Raw genomic sequence first — 17,437 nt, 5'->3', positions numbered from 1 at the left:
CAACATGAAAACCAACTAGAAGGAGCGTGTTTAGATATGGATTATCAATATCCAATGGATCTTGATTGGTCAACTGAAGAAATCGTCGATGTTATTAAATTCTTTGAAGCGGTCGAAAAGGCTTATGAAAATAAAATACAAAAGGAAGAATTTATGATTACCTACCGCAGATTCAAGCAAATAGTCCCTGGTAAAGCGGATGAAAAAAAATATACGGATGAGTTTGAGTCAGTCAGCACTTATTCCGCATATCTTGTCATCAAGAAGGCAAAAGGGATAGAAGACGGCGAATGGATCAGAATGAAATAAATTAAAATAAAATTTTTAGAAAACTTCATTGACTTACTGAAAAGTTTGTTTTAACATAATAATCAAGAAAAAGATAAAGGCAGTGACGAAGAAGAGTACCTTAATGCCGTTCTGTAGAGAGCCAGTGGTTGCTGAAAACTGGTGGACGAATTTAAGCGAATGGACTTCCGAGCCCCAAACCGAAACGGATGGACGGAGTAGGCTTTGGCGATTATCTCATCGTTAATGGAGATAGGCATGTAATGATTCATGCCGTAAAGTGAGCTAATTTAGCTAATTAAGGTGGTACCACGGGTTCCTCGTCCTTTGGATGAGGGCCCTTTTTGCGTTTTTTTATGATAATGATAATTAAATCTATGAATAAGAGTAGTAATCTTTTTAGATGCGTAACAGAGAACCGGGATTGGTGGAAACCGGTACGATATAAGAAGATGAATGGACTTATGAGTGGTTTCTTGAAATAAGTAGGGAAACTCGGTAGCCTCCGTTAAAGGGTTTTGGTAAGAAATTTTGATTTCTTGCTTAAGAGGGAAAAATGATACGTTTTTCCAACTTGAGGTGGCACCGCGGTATTCCGTCCTCTGCAGACACATATTTGTGTTTGCAGGGGATTTTTTTATGGATTTTCAATACCTTTTAGTGAAAACGCAGTATTAACAAATTAATGGATGCTATTAGGGTACGGCTACCGGCAGTTTACATGACCATAATAAGTATCAGGAGGTAATTTTGATGAACAATTTGGATGAAAAAAAAATACTCCGCTTCAAAATGGAAACCATTGAAGGAGATATTCACACACCGATCGCCATATTTCAGAAATTAGATGATGAACAGAAATTTTTATTGGAAAGTTCAAATTCGCATCATGACAATGGTCGCTACTCTTATCTAGGTTCAAACCCATATCTGGAGGTAACATCATTTGCTGAACAAGTATATGTAAAAGATCCAAAAACAGGTGACCAAATCGTAAAGAACATCAACATCATTGAGTTTCTAAAAAATGAATTGTTAGTGGAGATAGGAGATGCCCCCGTACATCTTCCGCCATTTAATGGGGGAGCAATCGGATATATGGGCTACGATATCATTCGCCTATATGAAAATATTGGTTCTGTGCCCTCAGATTCACTACAAATGCCTGATGCTCATTTTCTTTTTTTTAAGGAACTGTATATATTCGATCATGTGCTGCAGAAGATTCATCTTTTGACTGCGGAAGAAGATAGTGAAAAAAGCTTATTGGGGATGAAGGAAAAAATCAACCAGCCAAGTAAACCTTCGAAGGAAATATCGTCGGAATATTTGGAATTCAAGTCGAATTTCAGTCAAGAAGAATTCGAGAAATTGGTTCTTGAAGTTAAAGCAGCGATTGTTGCTGGTGAAGTGTTCCAGGTTGTTTTATCACAAAGATTTAAAGCGGACTTCGATGGGGAGCCTTTCGATGCTTACCGTCGTCTGAGGTTAGCCAACCCATCTCCTTATATGTTTTATATTGAATTTGGTGACTATACCATTTTAGGCTCGTCTCCAGAAAGTTTGATCAGTGTTTCTTCAGGAATGGTTCATGTTAATCCCATTGCAGGTACACGGCCGAGGGGGAAAACGGACGAAGAAGATAAGGGCTTGGAAAAGAGTTTACTGATGGATGAAAAGGAACTTGCTGAACATAGGATGCTTGTTGATTTGGGAAGAAATGATCTTGGGAGGGTTTGCGAAATAGGTTCTATCCACCTTACTGAGGAAATGGAAATTCAAAGATATCAGCATGTCATGCATATTGCTTCGAAGGTTAGTGGAAAGCTTAGGGAAGGTTTCACGAGTTTAGATGCTTTGACTGTCTGCCTTCCTGCTGGAACCGTTTCAGGAGCCCCTAAAATCAGGGCAATGCAAATCATCAATGAACTTGAAAATTGCAAACGAGGGATGTATTCCGGCTCAATAGGATTCATAGGTTTCGGAGGGGATCTGGATATGGCTTTAGCCATTCGGACGATGATCATTAAAGATGGCAAGGCCTATGTGCAGGCAGGGGCAGGAATTGTATATGATTCAGATCCAAAAACGGAGTATGAGGAAACACAAAATAAAGCACGCGCTCTAATGGAGGTTCACACAAAATGATTTTATTAATTGATAACTATGACTCGTTCACTTTCAACCTTTATCAATATTTAGGGGAAGTGGAAAAAGATATCATCGTAAAAAGAAATGATGAAATCACCATTGCTGAAATCAAGGAAATGAATCCAATGGCTATCGTCATTTCCCCGGGTCCCGGCCGTCCGGAAGATGCTGGTATCAGTATGGATATCATCGGTAATTTTTATGAGAAGGTTCCGCTTTTAGGGATATGTCTGGGGCATCAGGCCATTGGTGCAGTTTTTGGAGCGAACGTGGTTGGGGCAAAACAGATCATGCACGGGAAAACATCGATTATCGAGCATGATGGAAAAGGGGTATTTGCCAATCAGGAATTACAATTCCCAGTGATGCGTTACCATTCACTTGTAGTCGAAAGGGGTAGTTTGCCAAATGAACTAACCGAGACGGCAGTAGCACTGGATGATGGGGAAATCATGGCCCTGAAACATCAAGATTTCCCGCTATACGGTTTACAGTTCCACCCTGAATCAATCGGGACTAAAATCGGCAAGGAATTATTACATCAATTTTATAAGATTGCCGAAACCTTTCAATCAGAGAAGAAACAATCCATTTTATAAATAAAAAAAACGACTGGGGGAGTTAGCGGTGAAGGAGTATTTAGCAAAGTTAGCAGAGCGTCAAACATTGACGGAAGATGAGATGAGCAGAGCAGCCCAAGCGTTATTTTCTAAAGATATCACTGAAAGCGAGATGGCAGCTTTCATCATTGCCCTAAAATCCAAAGGAGAAACGGCAGGAGAAATAGCAAGCCTTGTCCGAGTCATGAGAAAAGAAGCAAGAAGTGTGAAAACAAGCTCCCTTAATGTAATGGATAATTGCGGAACGGGTGGAGATGGATCACAAAGCTTTAATATAAGTACCGCATCAGCCTTCGTGCTGGCTGGGGCAGGTGTCAAGGTTGCCAAACATGGAAACCGAAGCATATCAAGTAAAACTGGCAGTGCAGATGTATTGGAAGAGTTAGGCGTTAATTTGTACTTGGAGCCTGACGTGTTAAAAGAGCAGTTGGAGGAAAATGGGATCACTTTCTTATTTGCCCCATCCGTCCATCCTAATATTGCACGGATCATGAAAGTGAGGAAAGAATTGAAGATTCCGACCATTTTTAATCTAATAGGTCCTTTGACGAATCCCGTCCAACTCGACACGCAATTAATGGGAATTAATAGGCGCGATATGCTAGAGCTATTCGCAGAAGTCCTACATAAATTAGGCAGGGCACGTGCAGTCGTGATCAATGGTGCCGGTTTTATGGATGAAGCAAGCCTGCAGGGAGAGAATTCACTTGTGTTATTGGAACAAGGAGATATTATCCCGTTTACGCTGCATCCTGAAGAAGTGGGTCTGCCGATATACGGAAATGATGCGATTCGTGGCGGCGACGCCAAACAAAATGCCGATATTATGCTTCGCCTTCTAAAAGGGGAAAAAGGAGCCTATCGTGATACGGTTTTATTGAATGCGGGGTTGGGGTTATACGCACATGGAACGGCAGACACGATTAAAAAAGGAATCTCCATGGCCAAAGAAAGCCTGGATAGTGGTTTGGCTTTAACAAAATTAGAAAATCTAATTGCTTATGGCAAAAGAAATAAGGTGGTCATGTAAATGGAAAATATCTTAACGAAAATCATCGAACAGAAAAAGGTCGAGGTCGCAAAATTAAAGGAATTGAAATTAGATGATTCCATAATGATCGACATAGTCAGACCATCTCTTATAGAAAGTTTGAAAACGGCGAAATCGATGGCGGTCATCGCGGAAATAAAACGGGCTTCCCCTTCGAAAGGGGACATTAAAATGGATGTCAATCCGATCGAGCAGGCTCTTTCATATGAAAAGGGCGGGGCGTCAGCGATATCCGTTTTGACGGATGAGGTTTTTTTTAAAGGCTCCATTGACGATTTGAAATCCGTAAGTGAGGCCATACAAATTCCAAGGTTGTGCAAAGATTTCATCATCGATGAAATCCAAATCGATCGTGCCTCACAAGCGGGTGCAACCATCATTCTATTAATTGTCGCGGCACTTTCTAAAAAACGTCTTCATGAATTATATGAATATGCAAAAAATAAAGGGCTTGAAGTCTTAACGGAAGTCCATGATGAAGCAGAATTAGAACAAGCACTCGAACTAAATGCAGAGCTCATAGGGATTAACAATCGGAATTTAAAGACATTCAAAGTGGATTTGTCTGTCACGGAACGACTGGCGAAGTTACTTGATCCAAAACGCCACATCATTATCAGTGAAAGTGGAATCAAGACAAAAGAAGACGTTTTTCGTGTGAAGGAAGCTGGTGCTAAGGGAATTCTAGTGGGAGAGACATTGATGACTTCACCAAATCTTCCATATACGATGGCCGAATTGCAAATGAGTATTTAAGGAGATTAATATGTTAGTGAAAATTTGCGGAATAAAAACATTGGCTGCAGCACAAGAAGCTGTTAAATCCGGGGCCGATTTCATTGGATTCATTTTTGCCGAGAGCAGCAGGAAAGTCGAACCTGAATTGGTAGCAGAAGTGGGAGTGAATCTACCTGGACATGTTAAAAAAGTCGGAGTGTTTGCCAATCAAACGGAGCAAGAAGTAATAAGATGTGCTGAAATTGCAGGATTGGATTATATTCAGCTGCATGGTAACGAGTCTGCCAGCTTTGCTCGCAGAATGCCCCTCCCGGTGATCAAGGCCTTTTCTATCCAGTCAAAGAAAGATCTTGAAAACCTTCATGAGTACCCAGCTGATTTGCTTTTAGTAGATCTTCCTAAAGGTTCTTCCGGCAAGGGTCTGACTTTGGATTGGGATATGATCCGCCAAGCGGATCTGCCCCGGGGGAAGGTAATTCTTGCAGGAGGGCTGACTCCGGAAAATGTGGGAAAAGCGATTAGTGCTGTTTCACCATTCGGTGTTGACGTAGCTAGTGGTGTTGAAACAAACGGATTGAAAGATGCTGTAAAAATAAAAGCATTTATTAATGAGGCGAAATATACAGCCGGAAAAGAGGAATGAATTGATGAGTACTTATACACAGCCTGACAAAACTGGACATTTTGGAGCATATGGAGGCCGTTTTGTTCCGGAAACTTTAATGGCGGCGATTACGGAGCTAGAAGAAGTGTATGATCAATCTAAAAAAGATCCGGAATTCCAAGAGCAGCTGAGTTATTACCTGAAACAATATATCGGTCGGGAGACACCTCTTTATTTTGCTGAGAACCTAACGAAACTAGCTGGTGGTGCCGATATTTATCTGAAGCGTGAGGACTTGAATCATACAGGAGCCCACAAAATCAATAATACGATCGGTCAGGCTTTGCTGACTCAGAAAATGGGCAAGAAAAAGGTGATTGCCGAAACGGGTGCAGGACAGCATGGAGTAGCTACCGCAACAGTGTGTGCTTTGCTGAAGTTGGAATGCATCATTTTTATGGGTGAGGAAGATATCAGGAGACAAAAATTGAATGTGTTCCGGATGGAGCTTTTGGGAGCAAAGGTCATATCAGTATCACAAGGAAGCGGGACATTAAAGGATGCAGTAAATGAGGCGTTACGATATTGGGTAGCTAATGTGGATGACACTCATTATATAATGGGATCCGTTCTTGGGCCGCATCCATTCCCAGTCATTGTACGGGATTTTCAAAGCGTGATAGGCAAAGAAACAAAGCGGCAGTATACCGAGGCGGTCCATTCCCTTCCGGATGCAGTAGTCGCATGCATAGGAGGGGGAAGCAATGCAATGGGGATGTTTTATCCCTTCATTGAGGATGAAACGGTTAAATTATATGGAGTGGAAGCGGCAGGTCATGGATTGGATACACATTTGCATGCTTCAAGTTTGACAAAGGGCAAACCTGGGGTGCTTCATGGGGCATTCATGTATGTATTGCAGAATGAAGATGGACAGATCCAGGAAGCACATTCAATTTCAGCTGGGTTGGACTATCCAGGGGTCGGACCTGAACATAGTTACTTAAAAGATACCAATCGGGTGGAATATACTTCAGTTACCGATGATGAAGCATTGGAAGCTTTAGTGATGCTCTCAAGGGAGGAAGGGATCATCCCTGCATTGGAAAGTTCACATGCCATTTCCTACGGTTTAAAACTTGCCAAAGAAATGGGAAAAGGAACTGGGTTGGTGATTTGCCTATCTGGCCGGGGAGATAAGGATGTAGAAACGGTCCAATCATTAATAGGGGGTAGCGAGCATGAATAAATTAACAAAAGCGCTTGAAGACTGTCAGACTAATCAGGAAAAAGCATTCATTCCTTATATCATGGCAGGTGATGGAGGTCTTGACAGGTTAAAAAGCCAGCTTCTTTTCCTGGAAAAGAGCGGGGCAACAGCTGTTGAACTAGGTATACCATTCTCTGACCCTGTTGCTGATGGACCGGTTATCCAACAGGCTGGCATCCGTTCTTTAAAGAATGGTACAACTTTAAAGGATGTCCTGAAAAAAGTGATGGAAATCAAAAATGATGTAAACATTCCAATCATTTTGATGGGTTATTCAAATTCTATCATGGCCTATGGTCTTAAAGAGTTTACGGAAGATTGTCTACAAGCTGGAATTTCCGGGTGCATCATCCCCGATTTACCGATTGAAGAAGAAGCGATCTTTTCATCGATAAAAACTGCTGGAATCTTGCTTATCCGACTTGTGACACTCACGTCTTCCCAAGAGCGTATCACAGAGATTACAGCAGGGGCAGAGGGCTTTATCTACGCAGTTACAGTCAAAGGCATTACTGGTACCCGTGACGTGTTTGGAGGAGAACTCGGAGGCTATCTAAAGAAGGTAAAAGACCTAAGTCCCGTTCCCGTTCTTGCTGGGTTTGGCATTTCGACGCCAGACCATGTCCGTGATGCGATACAATCCTGTGATGGTGTCATAGTCGGCAGCAAGATCATTGAATGCTTTGAAACAGGGAAAGAAAATCAAATCAGTGAATTGATCCAAGCTAGTAAAGGTTTAGTGCGAAAATAAGAAAAGGGGAGCCACGGAGGCTCCCCTTTCAGTTTGTAGACAAAAAGGTTTTGGAATGGTCTTTGGAGACGATCTTGATTGGATCGCATTTCTTTTTGAACTATTTTCTTTTCAAATTTCCTCTTATCCGCATTAGATTTCATATGTGAGGATTCAACGAAAATGTGGTCTTAACTTATTAGCTTTTTCTCCGTAGCAGTCTTTAATATGCGATAGAAAATCTGTTCAATACAAGTCAGTATCTTAATGCGTTCCTCATAGTTTTCCCGAACGTAGAGAAGTTCTATCTGACGGTTAAAACTAAGTTGATTGGAACGGAAGGTGCGAGACTCCTGCGGGAATATGCTTCCAAGGGAGACCCGCAAAGCGCCAAGGAGGCTCCCGGACCGCTCGCGGAAAGCGAGTGCCTGGAGGGAAAGTTTAAATCGTAAAATCTATAAAAAAACTGCAGACAAACTCAATTTTTATCGAGTTTGCATGCAGTCTGAAGGGGAGCCATGGAGGCTCCCCTTTACTTAACCAGTTTTAAGGATGAAATGAATCATCATCCCGTAATTCTTGTCCCGTAATTCTTGTCGAATGCGAATGGATAATGTGTTTAAGTTAATTTATATAAGGGTAAAAGATGTTCAAACGCATCTTGAATGGTTTTAATGAAATCATCATCATTTAACTGAATGGCATCATCACGGGAAATTTGTATACCACAAAGGATTTCTGCTTTCTTAACAGTTTGCAAACGATGGAACATTACATTCAAATCCTCGACACCAAGAGACTCATGAGGGATGACTTCAGGTTTTGTATGATCCATTGACCAAACATAATGGGAGGGAATGCTTTTTACTAAACGGTCCGCCTGTTGTTCCAGACTCTTTCCGATTTCCATTTTATTAGGAGCCTCATAAATGACAGCGTACCAAATGAACATATGCGTTTCCCACAACCCAATTTGAAAATGCGGCATCATTTTGTAGCCTCGGCTGTTTGCAGCGAAAGCGACCCATGTATCCTTAGGAGGATTCACTGTCCTTCGAGCATGCTTTGCAACATGGGGGAACATTTCATCCCCCGTCATTACCGACAGCCGTTGTGAAAAGTGCTCTCCGAGAGCTTGCAATTTAGGTTGGATCCGTTCTTTTAAAGCATCCATACGTGGTTCCAATCCATCAATTTTAAAAACGTTAAAATCATCAGCTGTAAAACTTGCTATATTCATTATCATCTCTCCTACCGTAATATCTGCACATATTGTAGCATAAGTAAAAATAAAATTTAAAAAATACGATTTGGATTGGCGCAGCAAAATTCCTTATGGGTTACAACACAAATTAGTTGCTATTTGTGTAAGGAAGACATATGATAAAATATAAATAAATTCAGAAAATTACGTTAATTGATGAAGGGAGAATGTTAATTATGAAACAAGTCATGAACCAAGCATTAAAGGCTAAAGAAGTTGAAAGACATAGAGCTGCAGTGTTAAGAATGGAAATGGACTATGAATTAGCAACCCTTTTTGAAGCAATTGGTGAAGAGAATGACCAAAAGAGGTCACAATGCAAGCAAAGGCTTGAGCGCATTAGGTTGGAATTATTGAAACTGAAAGCCTTGTAAAATGTCTGGCTGCAGAGATCGTGAAGGAGAATGACTGAAAGAAATGAATCAATTTCAATACAAAGAATTTCATTATAGATGAACGGACACTTATTTTATAAAAAATAATGTGTCCGTTTTTCATTAAATGTCCAATATATATAAGATGGTCTTATTATCAAACATCATCGTGTTTCATCCTAATAATAAGGAAGGGGGACGTCCGAGAAGTGGCAATGGTTGAAAGGTGTGTATGTCGACTTTCCCTTAAAGGGGTAAATGGCTAGGTAATATTACCTTCATTAATCAATAGGTTTTTAAAAATGGAAAATTTAAGATGTTAAAAACTTGAAGACAAGTTATATTTGCTTTAATCTTTATAAGAGGATCATTTTTTATGCAGTTTCTGATCATAAAGGACGGGGATATATAATGGCATCGGTTAAGGAAATGGATACATATGCAAAATTATGGATGAAAGAAGCGGGATCGAGGCTAAGGGCGTCATTTACAACCATATTGAATATTGAAATGAAATCGAATCCTAATGATTTGGTTACAAATATGGATAAGGGAATAGAGAAGTTTTTTTGCGATAAAATTGGCGAAGTCTTTCCTGAACACCGGATTTTTGGGGAAGAGGGAATGGGCCATGATATTAAAGAGCTAAAAGGAACGGTATGGATCATCGATCCGATTGATGGAACATTGAACTTCATTCATCAACAGCGGAATTTTGCCATTTCTCTTGGTGTTTATGAGGATGGTGTCGGGAAAATTGGCATGGTCTATGATGTTGTTAGTGATGAATTATATCATGTGATTAAGGGGCAGGGGGCCTACATGAATGATCAAAGGCTCCCTTCTCTTGAAGAGGCGTCTGTTAGTAAATCCATCATTTCCATAAATGCAAGCTGGGTAACGGAAAACCGAAGGATTGACCCAAGTCTGCTAGCACCACTTGTCCGTGATGCACGAGGGACACGTTCATATGGCTCGGCAGCATTGGAGCTCGCATTCGTGGCAGCTGGCAGGATTGATGCGTATATAACCATGAGGCTCAAGCCTTGGGACTTTGCCGGAGGAGTTCTGCTTGTTGAGGAAGTGGGCGGGGAAGTAAGTAATATTAAAGGCAACAAATTGGATTTTCTAGAAGGTGACTCCCTTTTCGTTTCTAAACCGGGGCTGCACAAGGAAGTGTTCGACAAATACTTATCAGGTACTTCCGGACCTTAATACCCTTGCCTACGTTCTTGGGGCAAGAAGGACAGAATAGATAAGCATACCTAGACCAATTTCTTGTAAATGTGGAATAAAATACTCATTTTGAAATAATTAACAAAAAAACTCGCTGCCGGACAGCGAGTTTTTTATATTAAAGCTTTCCTGCTTCGCGTAATTTCTTCTTTTGAGTGAAACCAAATCCCATAATTCCGCAAAGTACAACGATTGCAGCTAATATTCCAAGTAAGCTTTTTTCAGCAATGAAGATGCCAATGGAGCCAATACTGCATGCTGCCAATATCGCTAATATTAAGAAATTCCATTTAATATTCATTAATATCACCCCTAATATATCTATTGTACATAATTTCTGTATTTGTTTCTAGTATGTTTGTGATATAATATGTAAGTTAATACTAGTGATACGTTATACACAAACTTTTTTAGGAGTGAATTTTTTGAAATTAAGAGAAAATATTCGTAATATAGCCATCATTGCCCACGTTGACCATGGTAAAACAACGTTAGTGGATCAGTTGCTTAAGCAATCTGGTACTTTCCGTGAGAATGAACATGTGGAAGAACGTGCGATGGATTCTAATGCGATTGAAAAAGAACGCGGAATTACGATTCTTGCGAAAAATACAGCAGTTCAATATCAAGATACAAGAATTAACATTTTGGATACACCTGGTCATGCCGACTTTGGTGGCGAAGTGGAACGGATCATGAAAATGGTTGATGGTGTTCTTCTTGTTGTTGATGCATATGAAGGATGTATGCCGCAAACTCGTTTCGTGTTGAAAAAAGCATTGGAGCAAAAGATCACGCCAATCGTTGTCGTGAACAAAATCGATAAAGATTCTGCACGTCCTGATGAAGTAGTCGACGAAGTAATTGATTTATTCATCGAACTAGGAGCTGAAGAAGAGCAGTTGGACTTCCCTGTTGTCTTCACTTCAGGTATTGCTGGTACTGCAAGCTTGGATTCAGATCCTGCTAAACAAGAAAAAGACATGACCCCACTATTCGAAACAATCGTCGAAACGATCCCTGCTCCAATTGATAACTCAGATGAACCACTTCAATTCCAAGTGGCTTTACTTGACTACAATGATTATGTAGGACGTATTGGTGTTGGCCGTGTATTCCGCGGTAAAATGCATGTAGGTCAACAAGTTTCATTAATGAAACTTGATGGATCGGTCAAGCAATTCCGTGTAACGAAAATCTTTGGTTATATTGGCCTTAAGAAAGTTGAAATCCAAGAAGCTGTTGCCGGTGATTTAATTGCCGTTTCTGGTATGGAAGATATTAACGTAGGGGAAACGGTTTGTCCGATTGAAAATCCTGATGCCCTTCCAATTCTACGTATCGATGAGCCGACATTACAAATGACTTTCCTTGTAAATAACAGCCCATTCGCAGGCCGTGAAGGTAAATTCGTCACAGCTCGTAAAATTGAAGAGCGTTTGAAAAATCAATTGCAAACGGATGTCAGCTTAAGAGTCGAAAATACTGATTCTCCGGATGTCTGGATTGTTTCAGGTCGTGGGGAGCTTCACCTTTCCATCCTGATCGAAAACATGAGACGTGAAGGTTATGAACTGCAAGTTTCTAAACCGGAAGTTATCGTTCGTTTGATTGACGGTGTCCGTTGTGAGCCGGTTGAACGTGTACAAATCGACGTACCTGAGGAGCACACTGGTTCGATCATGGAATCAATGGGAGCCCGTAAAGGTGAATTGTTGGATATGATCAATAGCGGAAGCGGTCAAGTTCGTTTATTGTTCACGATCCCAGCTCGCGGACTTATTGGCTATTCAACTGAGTTCTTAACGATTACACGTGGATATGGTATCATGAACCATTCATTTGACAGCTACCAACCAATGGCCCAAGGTCAAGTCGGCGGAAGACGTCAAGGTGTTCTTGTATCCATGGAATCAGGAAAAACTACACAATATGGTATTATGCAAGTAGAAGATCGCGGTGTTATTTTCATTGAGCCAGGTATTGATATTTATGAAGGCATGATCGTCGGGGAACATAACCGTGATAGCGATTTGACTGTTAATATCGTTAAAGCAAAACAAATGACAAATATGCGTTCAGCAAATAAAGACCAAACTTCTTCCATGAAAAAACCAAGAATCATGTCCCTTGAAGAAGCGCTAGAATATTTGAACGATGATGAGTACTGTGAAGTGACTCCGGATTCCATCCGTCTTCGTAAAAAAATTCTTGATAAAAACGAGCGTGAAAGAGCAGCTAAAAGAAAAAAAGTGGCTGTTGAAGAAAAATAAGTAGCAAGAGGAGGAGAAAAGATTGGATATCCAAGAGCGATTATCATTTTTTGCAGCATTGTACAAAGTGGATGAAAATCCTGAAGCGGGAATGTGGTATTTGTATTTGACGATCTTTGGATTATGCATCCTTGTCTATCAGTTAGGTTTTTCCAAAAAGTTACCTTTGCTAAAAAATGTGGTCATTTATGCGGTAATGGCACTTGGATGTACCCTTCTTTCTTTCTTTGCGGTGTTTCTTCCTATGGGGGAAGCATTAGTCATCGCTTCACTTGTTCTTGGGATCTATAGATTCCGTCTTCATAATTCGAGAAAAGAAGAACAGGCTTAAGATGATGAAATCATTACAGGATGCTTTATACAATTGGTTGACGATCAAAGTTGTCTGTGATGCAAGACCTGATGATACAGCTGCGCGTGATACAGAAGAGTTTTTCATGCAGATGTTGAAAGACGATCATCAAGTAACCATTGATTCGATTTCAAAAACAGAACCTTTTTATTTCGTTGAGTATCTATTGGGAGATGAAATGAAAAAGCAGCGTTTTCCGATTGAATTGATTGATATCATGTTAGATCAAATTGAGCTAGAGCCAGATAAGTATAAAAATGTCGAGTAATGATAAAAAGAACCGTGCGAAATCGCACGGTTCTTTTTATATTGCCTTAGGGAGGAAGAGTGCGTAAATAACGTGTAAGATTGACCATAATAAGAAAGCTGTCAAATCAGAAGGAAGGACAACTTCTGACTTTGACAGCGCGGATAATGGAAAGTAAAGCATGATGGCAGGAATAATCGTTAAAACAGCAAGTGCGTATTTGTTCCATCCCCTGAAAATTTCCCGAGGAATTAGGAAAAATACGTAAATGAAAGTAATGGCCAGTGAGAAGAGAAGATGGAAAAAGAACAAGGTCGCCTCACTCCAAGAAACAGATCCGAATACTGGAAGGAAATCGACATTCAATAAAAGCGTATACACTTGTTTTCCAGAAAACATTTCTACCCACTTCATTATCAATCCAAGCATGATTCCATTGATGAGACCAATTAGGCAAGCTTTATAAAATGTTTTACCATTCATCTTCATTTTTGATTGTGCGGTAGAGACGGAAGTTTCCAGTTGCAATCCGTTCATTCGTACGATCTTCTATGCGTTGATTGCACGTATTGCACATATAGGTATGTATAGGACGGTTACGAAGTTTCTTCGCCTCTGGGCTATCGTCAGGGATGGATTCAATTTGATCGCATATTACACATTTAACCTTCATATTATTTGAACCTCACTTCAATTTGAATATGCTTTTAAGTATACCAATATTTTTATGGTAAAACGAGGATAAAGTGAAAACTACATTTGCTCGATTAACGTTATTCGGTTTATGGCGGATATGGAAAAAACCCGAAGATTCACTTCGGGTTAGGAACATTCATTCTTTATGGTGATTGGATTGATCATTTTGCTCTTTATCAAGCAGGTTCCTTTCCTTATTATCATCGAGTTTATTCTTTTCATCATCAATTGCTTTTGATGGCGTCGGGGTCAAAATATCACCTGGAACCTCAGGAATGACCCGACTTGTGATGTCAGCCAGTTCATTTAGTATCCCTCTTACCGGTTTACCGTCTTTAATATCCTTGGCGACCTCCCTGATCCGTTCATTTAAATCCGGATCAGCGACAATCATGGCATTTGCACCGTTGGGATCGTGTTTTAAAGCTTCTCCAACGGAGTATTTAATCGTTCCCACCTGTGAACGCTCAATATCTTGGTCAATATCTATTCCGACTATGGCGTATTTGCCTAGTACAACTGCGGTGGCATCGTTCACCTCGGGAATGGATTTGGCTAGTCCAGTAAGTCTTGTTGCTGTCTGCTGCCCTGTATTTCTGTCGGCTTCCTTAATGGTCGAGTTATTGACTTTCGTTATATTGTTTTTAGCATTATCTTCAGCCACTTCATTTTTATTATTCATTGAGCAACCTGTCATCAACAGAATAGCAGTTAGTGACAATATAATTTTTTGCAATGTACAACCTCCTTAATGTCTCATTAGTTACAGCCTGTCCACACCAACTAAGTCTGATGCATATAAGTCTGAAATGCCGTTAAACATGGTGTGATTCATGTTAAATATAGATTTCTTTTCTGGAAGTTTTCTTTATAGTCTGTAAATGTTCTTCTATCTTTATTCAAAGGAACATATATTTTATCAACAGTCTCGTCCGCTACATAACTGCTGAGTGTAGTAAATGGTAAGGCATATCCTAAAGAGCAGGCAGGAGGCGTCATATTGGGGAAAAAAATATATGTTTTAGATACGAATGTCCTTTTGCAGGATCCGTATTCAATTTATTCATTCGAAGATAATGAAGTGGTCATTCCGGCAGTTGTATTAGAAGAATTGGATTCAAAAAAAAGATATATGGATGAAATCGGAAGAAACGCCCGACAAGTATCAAAATTGATCGATGGCTTTCGTGAAAAAGGGAAACTTCATCAAAGCATTCCGCTTCATAATGGTGGCAGTATAAGAATCGAACTCAATCACCGGTCATTTCATAAGCTTCAGGAAATTTTTGTGGAGAAAACGAATGATAACCGGATATTGGCAGTTGCGAAAAATCTATCTTTGGAAGAAGAGACTAAGGAAGATGGAAAGACGGTCATTTTGGTTAGCAAAGACACTCTTGTCAGAGTGAAAGCTGACGCAATCGGTCTTGAGGCAGAGGACTTTTTAAATGATCGTGTCGTCGAAATGGATCATATATACGGTGGACATAAAGAGGTATTTGTTTCGATTGATAATTTGAATAAGTTTTACGAAAAAAGTTTTCTGGCACTTGAAGAACTGACAAAAGATTCTTATTATCCAAATCAGTTCCTGTTGATGAAGGACACGCTTGGCAGTTCTGCTTCTGCGATTGGGATAGTGGATGAGAATTGCAGGTTCGTTAAGAAATTGTTGTATGAAGGGGAACATATTTGGGGGATCAAGCCTAGAAACGTCCAGCAGACGATGGCCCTTGATTTGTTGCTCCGTTCGGATATTCAGCTTGTGACGCTTATTGGGAAGGCAGGTACAGGTAAGACATTATTGGCATTGGCTACAGGATTAATGCAAACAGAGGATTTGTCTCAATATAAGAAACTTCTGGTTGCAAGGCCCATTGTGCCGGTCGGTAAAGATATTGGTTACCTGCCAGGGGAAAAAGAAGAAAAATTAAGACCTTGGATGCAGCCCATTTTTGATAATCTGCAATATTTGTTCAATACGAAAAAACCGGGGGAATTGGACGCGATTTTAGCAGGCATGAGTTCAATTGAAGTGGAAGCCCTGACCTATATCAGGGGAAGGAGCATCCCGGATCAGTTCATCATCATCGATGAAGCGCAGAATTTAACAAAACATGAGGTAAAGACCATCTTGACGAGAGTCGGGGAGCGAAGCAAAATTGTATTAATGGGAGATCCGGAGCAAATAGATCATCCTTATTTGGATGAATACAATAATGGCTTGACATATGTGGTGGAAAAATTCAAGACCGAGCGTATTGCCGGCCATGTTAAATTGATAAAAGGGGAAAGGTCGGGATTAGCGCAACTCGCCGCTACGCTTTTATAAGGCAAGCGGCAAGGGGAACCCCCTTGCCGCTTGCATTAGTGCTTTATGATCATCATGGGTTCATTCTTATTTAACAGTGAAAGACCTTACATTTTTAATTGGATCATTGATGTTGGAAGCATCTCCGAAATAAATTTCCATAGGCCCGCCTTCGTCTATTTTAAGTGGTTTTCCATCTTTGGAAAATCCAAGGAAGAATTTAAGTGCCACTTCCAATGAAAATGTAATCTCTTTATCATCGGTTGTAACAATGACTTCCGTTACCCCATTTTCAGGTTCTGCATTTTTTAAAAAAGGTTCAAAAGGGATGCCAAAAGTCCCTTCCATTAATCTTTGCTTCTCGAACTTTCGCTCCGTTTTTATTGTAGGGGGCATGATTGCGCCCTCTTGTATTTCCTTTTGCCAATGTTTGGAGGCGGCAATCGTATACTCCTCCAATTCATTGACCTGGACTTTTTCTGCATGGAAATATGTATCAATTTCAACTTTACGGTCATCAAAAATCCAGACTCCAGGATCTAGTGTAATTGGATATTTCACTTTTCCATTAATAAACACGATCGGTTCCAAATATCTCATTCCTTTCTGTTGCTCTGTAATAATTATAATCAATATTAATTGAATTGTCACATCATCACGACGGGTGAATAAATTTCCATGGCGGGCTAATCTAGCGGTAAGGTGATTGTGCTACCTCAATGGGAAATTGTTTGTCAATGTCCTTGCTTTTTCACAAAACTAAAGGTAGAATTTAAAGATAAGATTTAATCGCTCTGAGCGGGGGGATTTAACATGGCATCTGATATGCTTGTCAATCATCGAGAAAAAGCTTATGCTTTATTAAAAGCAGATGCTGACAAGATTCTAAAACTGATAAAAGTTCAAATGGAGAATCTCACTATGCCTCAATGTCCTTTATACGAAGAGGTACTTGATACGCAAATGTTCGGCCTATCACGAGAAATTGATTTTGCCGTACGTTTAGGTTTGGTAGAGGAAACCGAGGGTAAATCCCTTTTGGAAACTCTCGAACAGGAATTGTCAGTTTTGCATGAAGCATCATTAAAAAAATAATAGATAAAACATACTAACTCAAACAAATCTCGATGATTGTTTGAGTTTTTTATTTGTGTACAATATTAGATAAAAAGGTTATACTATATCCAATAGTGTTATACTAATTGAACGCGCAATAGAAGCTAAATGGAGCT

The 17,437-nt window shown here is 40.1% G+C and carries 21 protein-coding genes and 2 other annotated features; of the genes, 15 read left to right on the top strand and 6 right to left on the bottom strand.

The features are described 5' to 3' along the window. The first annotated feature begins 36 nt into the window (after positions 1-36). The 8 genes from LQ203_RS09625 (at position 37) to trpA (ending at position 7,473) form a co-directional block, all read left to right on the top strand. On the top strand, positions 37-309 hold the full coding sequence (locus LQ203_RS09625) for a UPF0223 family protein (protein ID WP_230157505.1): 273 nt from the start codon (positions 37-39) through the stop codon (positions 307-309). Between the two features lie 73 nt (positions 310-382). Then, positions 383-619, top strand: a binding site (T-box leader). Positions 620-656: 37 nt separating this feature from the next. After that, positions 657-894: a binding site (T-box leader), on the top strand. A gap of 147 nt (positions 895-1,041) precedes the next feature. Next, on the top strand, positions 1,042-2,436 hold the full coding sequence (gene trpE, locus LQ203_RS09620) for an anthranilate synthase component I (RefSeq protein ID WP_230157504.1): 1,395 nt from the start codon (positions 1,042-1,044) through the stop codon (positions 2,434-2,436). Beyond that, positions 2,433-3,038: an aminodeoxychorismate/anthranilate synthase component II gene (locus LQ203_RS09615; protein ID WP_230157503.1), complete on the top strand. Its 606-nt coding sequence runs from the start codon at positions 2,433-2,435 to the stop codon at positions 3,036-3,038. Before trpE ends, LQ203_RS09615 begins: the two co-directional genes overlap by 4 nt. Before the next feature lie 28 nt (positions 3,039-3,066). Then, complete coding sequence (trpD, locus tag LQ203_RS09610; RefSeq protein ID WP_230157501.1) at positions 3,067-4,089, top strand: anthranilate phosphoribosyltransferase; 1,023 nt, start codon at positions 3,067-3,069, stop codon at positions 4,087-4,089. Then, entirely contained in the window at positions 4,090-4,866 is a 777-nt protein-coding gene (gene trpC / locus LQ203_RS09605) for an indole-3-glycerol phosphate synthase TrpC (protein ID WP_230157500.1), read from the top strand. It begins immediately after the preceding gene. Between the two features lie 10 nt (positions 4,867-4,876). Further along, entirely contained in the window at positions 4,877-5,491 is a 615-nt protein-coding gene (locus LQ203_RS09600; protein ID WP_230157499.1) for a phosphoribosylanthranilate isomerase, read from the top strand. A 4-nt stretch (positions 5,492-5,495) separates the two neighbouring features. Then, a complete protein-coding gene (trpB, locus tag LQ203_RS09595) occupies positions 5,496-6,701 on the top strand; it encodes a tryptophan synthase subunit beta (protein WP_230157498.1) in 1,206 nt (401 codons plus the stop codon). Further along, entirely contained in the window at positions 6,694-7,473 is a 780-nt protein-coding gene (gene trpA, locus LQ203_RS09590) for a tryptophan synthase subunit alpha (RefSeq protein ID WP_230157497.1), read from the top strand. The genes trpB and trpA overlap by 8 nt, the downstream gene beginning before the upstream one ends. Before the next feature lie 598 nt (positions 7,474-8,071). Here the strand turns inward: trpA and LQ203_RS09585 are convergent. Further along, the gene (locus LQ203_RS09585) at positions 8,072-8,692 is read right to left on the bottom strand and encodes a DUF1054 domain-containing protein (RefSeq protein ID WP_230157496.1); all 621 of its coding nucleotides are present in this window, start codon (positions 8,690-8,692) and stop codon (positions 8,072-8,074) included. 200 nt (positions 8,693-8,892) lie between these two features. Between LQ203_RS09585 and LQ203_RS09580 the strand changes: the two genes are divergently transcribed. Together LQ203_RS09580 and LQ203_RS09575 are read left to right on the top strand one after the other, a co-directional pair. Further along, complete coding sequence (locus tag LQ203_RS09580; protein ID WP_034314018.1) at positions 8,893-9,090, top strand: hypothetical protein; 198 nt, start codon at positions 8,893-8,895, stop codon at positions 9,088-9,090. 411 nt (positions 9,091-9,501) lie between these two features. Further along, positions 9,502-10,305 (top strand): inositol monophosphatase family protein, encoded by an 804-nt coding sequence (locus LQ203_RS09575; RefSeq protein ID WP_230157495.1) that lies wholly within the window; start codon positions 9,502-9,504, stop codon positions 10,303-10,305. Between the two features lie 139 nt (positions 10,306-10,444). Here the strand turns inward: LQ203_RS09575 and LQ203_RS09570 are convergent, their stop codons facing one another. After that, positions 10,445-10,627: a YlaF family protein gene (locus LQ203_RS09570; protein WP_230157494.1), complete on the bottom strand. Its 183-nt coding sequence runs from the start codon at positions 10,625-10,627 to the stop codon at positions 10,445-10,447. Positions 10,628-10,751: 124 nt separating this feature from the next. On the opposite strand from LQ203_RS09570, the gene typA reads away from it, so the two are divergent. Genes typA through LQ203_RS09555 form a run of 3 tightly spaced genes read left to right on the top strand, consistent with a single transcriptional unit; the run spans position 10,752 to position 13,219 of the window. Then, on the top strand, positions 10,752-12,599 hold the full coding sequence (gene typA, locus LQ203_RS09565; RefSeq protein ID WP_230157492.1) for a translational GTPase TypA: 1,848 nt from the start codon (positions 10,752-10,754) through the stop codon (positions 12,597-12,599). 22 nt (positions 12,600-12,621) lie between these two features. Further along, positions 12,622-12,930, top strand: a complete 309-nt coding sequence (locus LQ203_RS09560) for a YlaH-like family protein (RefSeq protein ID WP_230157490.1) — start codon at positions 12,622-12,624, stop codon at positions 12,928-12,930. Between the two features lie 4 nt (positions 12,931-12,934). Next, positions 12,935-13,219: a hypothetical protein gene (locus LQ203_RS09555; RefSeq protein ID WP_230157865.1), complete on the top strand. Its 285-nt coding sequence runs from the start codon at positions 12,935-12,937 to the stop codon at positions 13,217-13,219. Between the two features lie 36 nt (positions 13,220-13,255). Here LQ203_RS09555 and LQ203_RS09550 read toward each other — a convergent pair whose 3' ends face one another. From LQ203_RS09550 to LQ203_RS09540, 3 genes are all read right to left on the bottom strand, one after another. Next, positions 13,256-13,735: a hypothetical protein gene (locus LQ203_RS09550; protein WP_230157488.1), complete on the bottom strand. Its 480-nt coding sequence runs from the start codon at positions 13,733-13,735 to the stop codon at positions 13,256-13,258. Beyond that, positions 13,671-13,871 (bottom strand): YlaI family protein, encoded by a 201-nt coding sequence (locus tag LQ203_RS09545; protein WP_230157486.1) that lies wholly within the window; start codon positions 13,869-13,871, stop codon positions 13,671-13,673. Before LQ203_RS09545 ends, LQ203_RS09550 begins: the two co-directional genes overlap by 65 nt. 159 nt (positions 13,872-14,030) lie before the next feature. Further along, positions 14,031-14,630, bottom strand: coding sequence for a YhcN/YlaJ family sporulation lipoprotein (locus LQ203_RS09540; protein ID WP_230157484.1), 600 nt, complete (start codon positions 14,628-14,630; stop codon positions 14,031-14,033). A gap of 264 nt (positions 14,631-14,894) precedes the next feature. On the opposite strand from LQ203_RS09540, the gene LQ203_RS09535 reads away from it, so the two are divergent. Then, complete coding sequence (locus LQ203_RS09535; RefSeq protein ID WP_230157482.1) at positions 14,895-16,226, top strand: PhoH family protein; 1,332 nt, start codon at positions 14,895-14,897, stop codon at positions 16,224-16,226. A 66-nt stretch (positions 16,227-16,292) separates the two neighbouring features. On the opposite strand, the gene LQ203_RS09530 is transcribed toward LQ203_RS09535, so the two are convergent. Then, entirely contained in the window at positions 16,293-16,805 is a 513-nt protein-coding gene (locus tag LQ203_RS09530; RefSeq protein WP_356714194.1) for a peptidyl-prolyl cis-trans isomerase, read from the bottom strand. Positions 16,806-17,018: 213 nt separating this feature from the next. On the opposite strand from LQ203_RS09530, the gene LQ203_RS09525 reads away from it, so the two are divergent. Continuing rightward, positions 17,019-17,300 carry a YlaN family protein gene (locus LQ203_RS09525; RefSeq protein ID WP_034313996.1) on the top strand — a complete coding sequence of 94 codons (282 nt, stop codon included), beginning with the start codon at positions 17,019-17,021 and terminating at the stop codon, positions 17,298-17,300. The last annotated feature ends 137 nt before the right edge of the window (positions 17,301-17,437 follow it).

The organism is Peribacillus sp. Bi96 (assembly GCF_918698115.1).
Classification (GTDB): Bacteria; Bacillota; Bacilli; order Bacillales; family DSM-1321; genus Peribacillus.
Note: the sequence above shows the minus strand (reverse complement) of the source record. Positions and strands in the feature narration are given on the sequence as shown.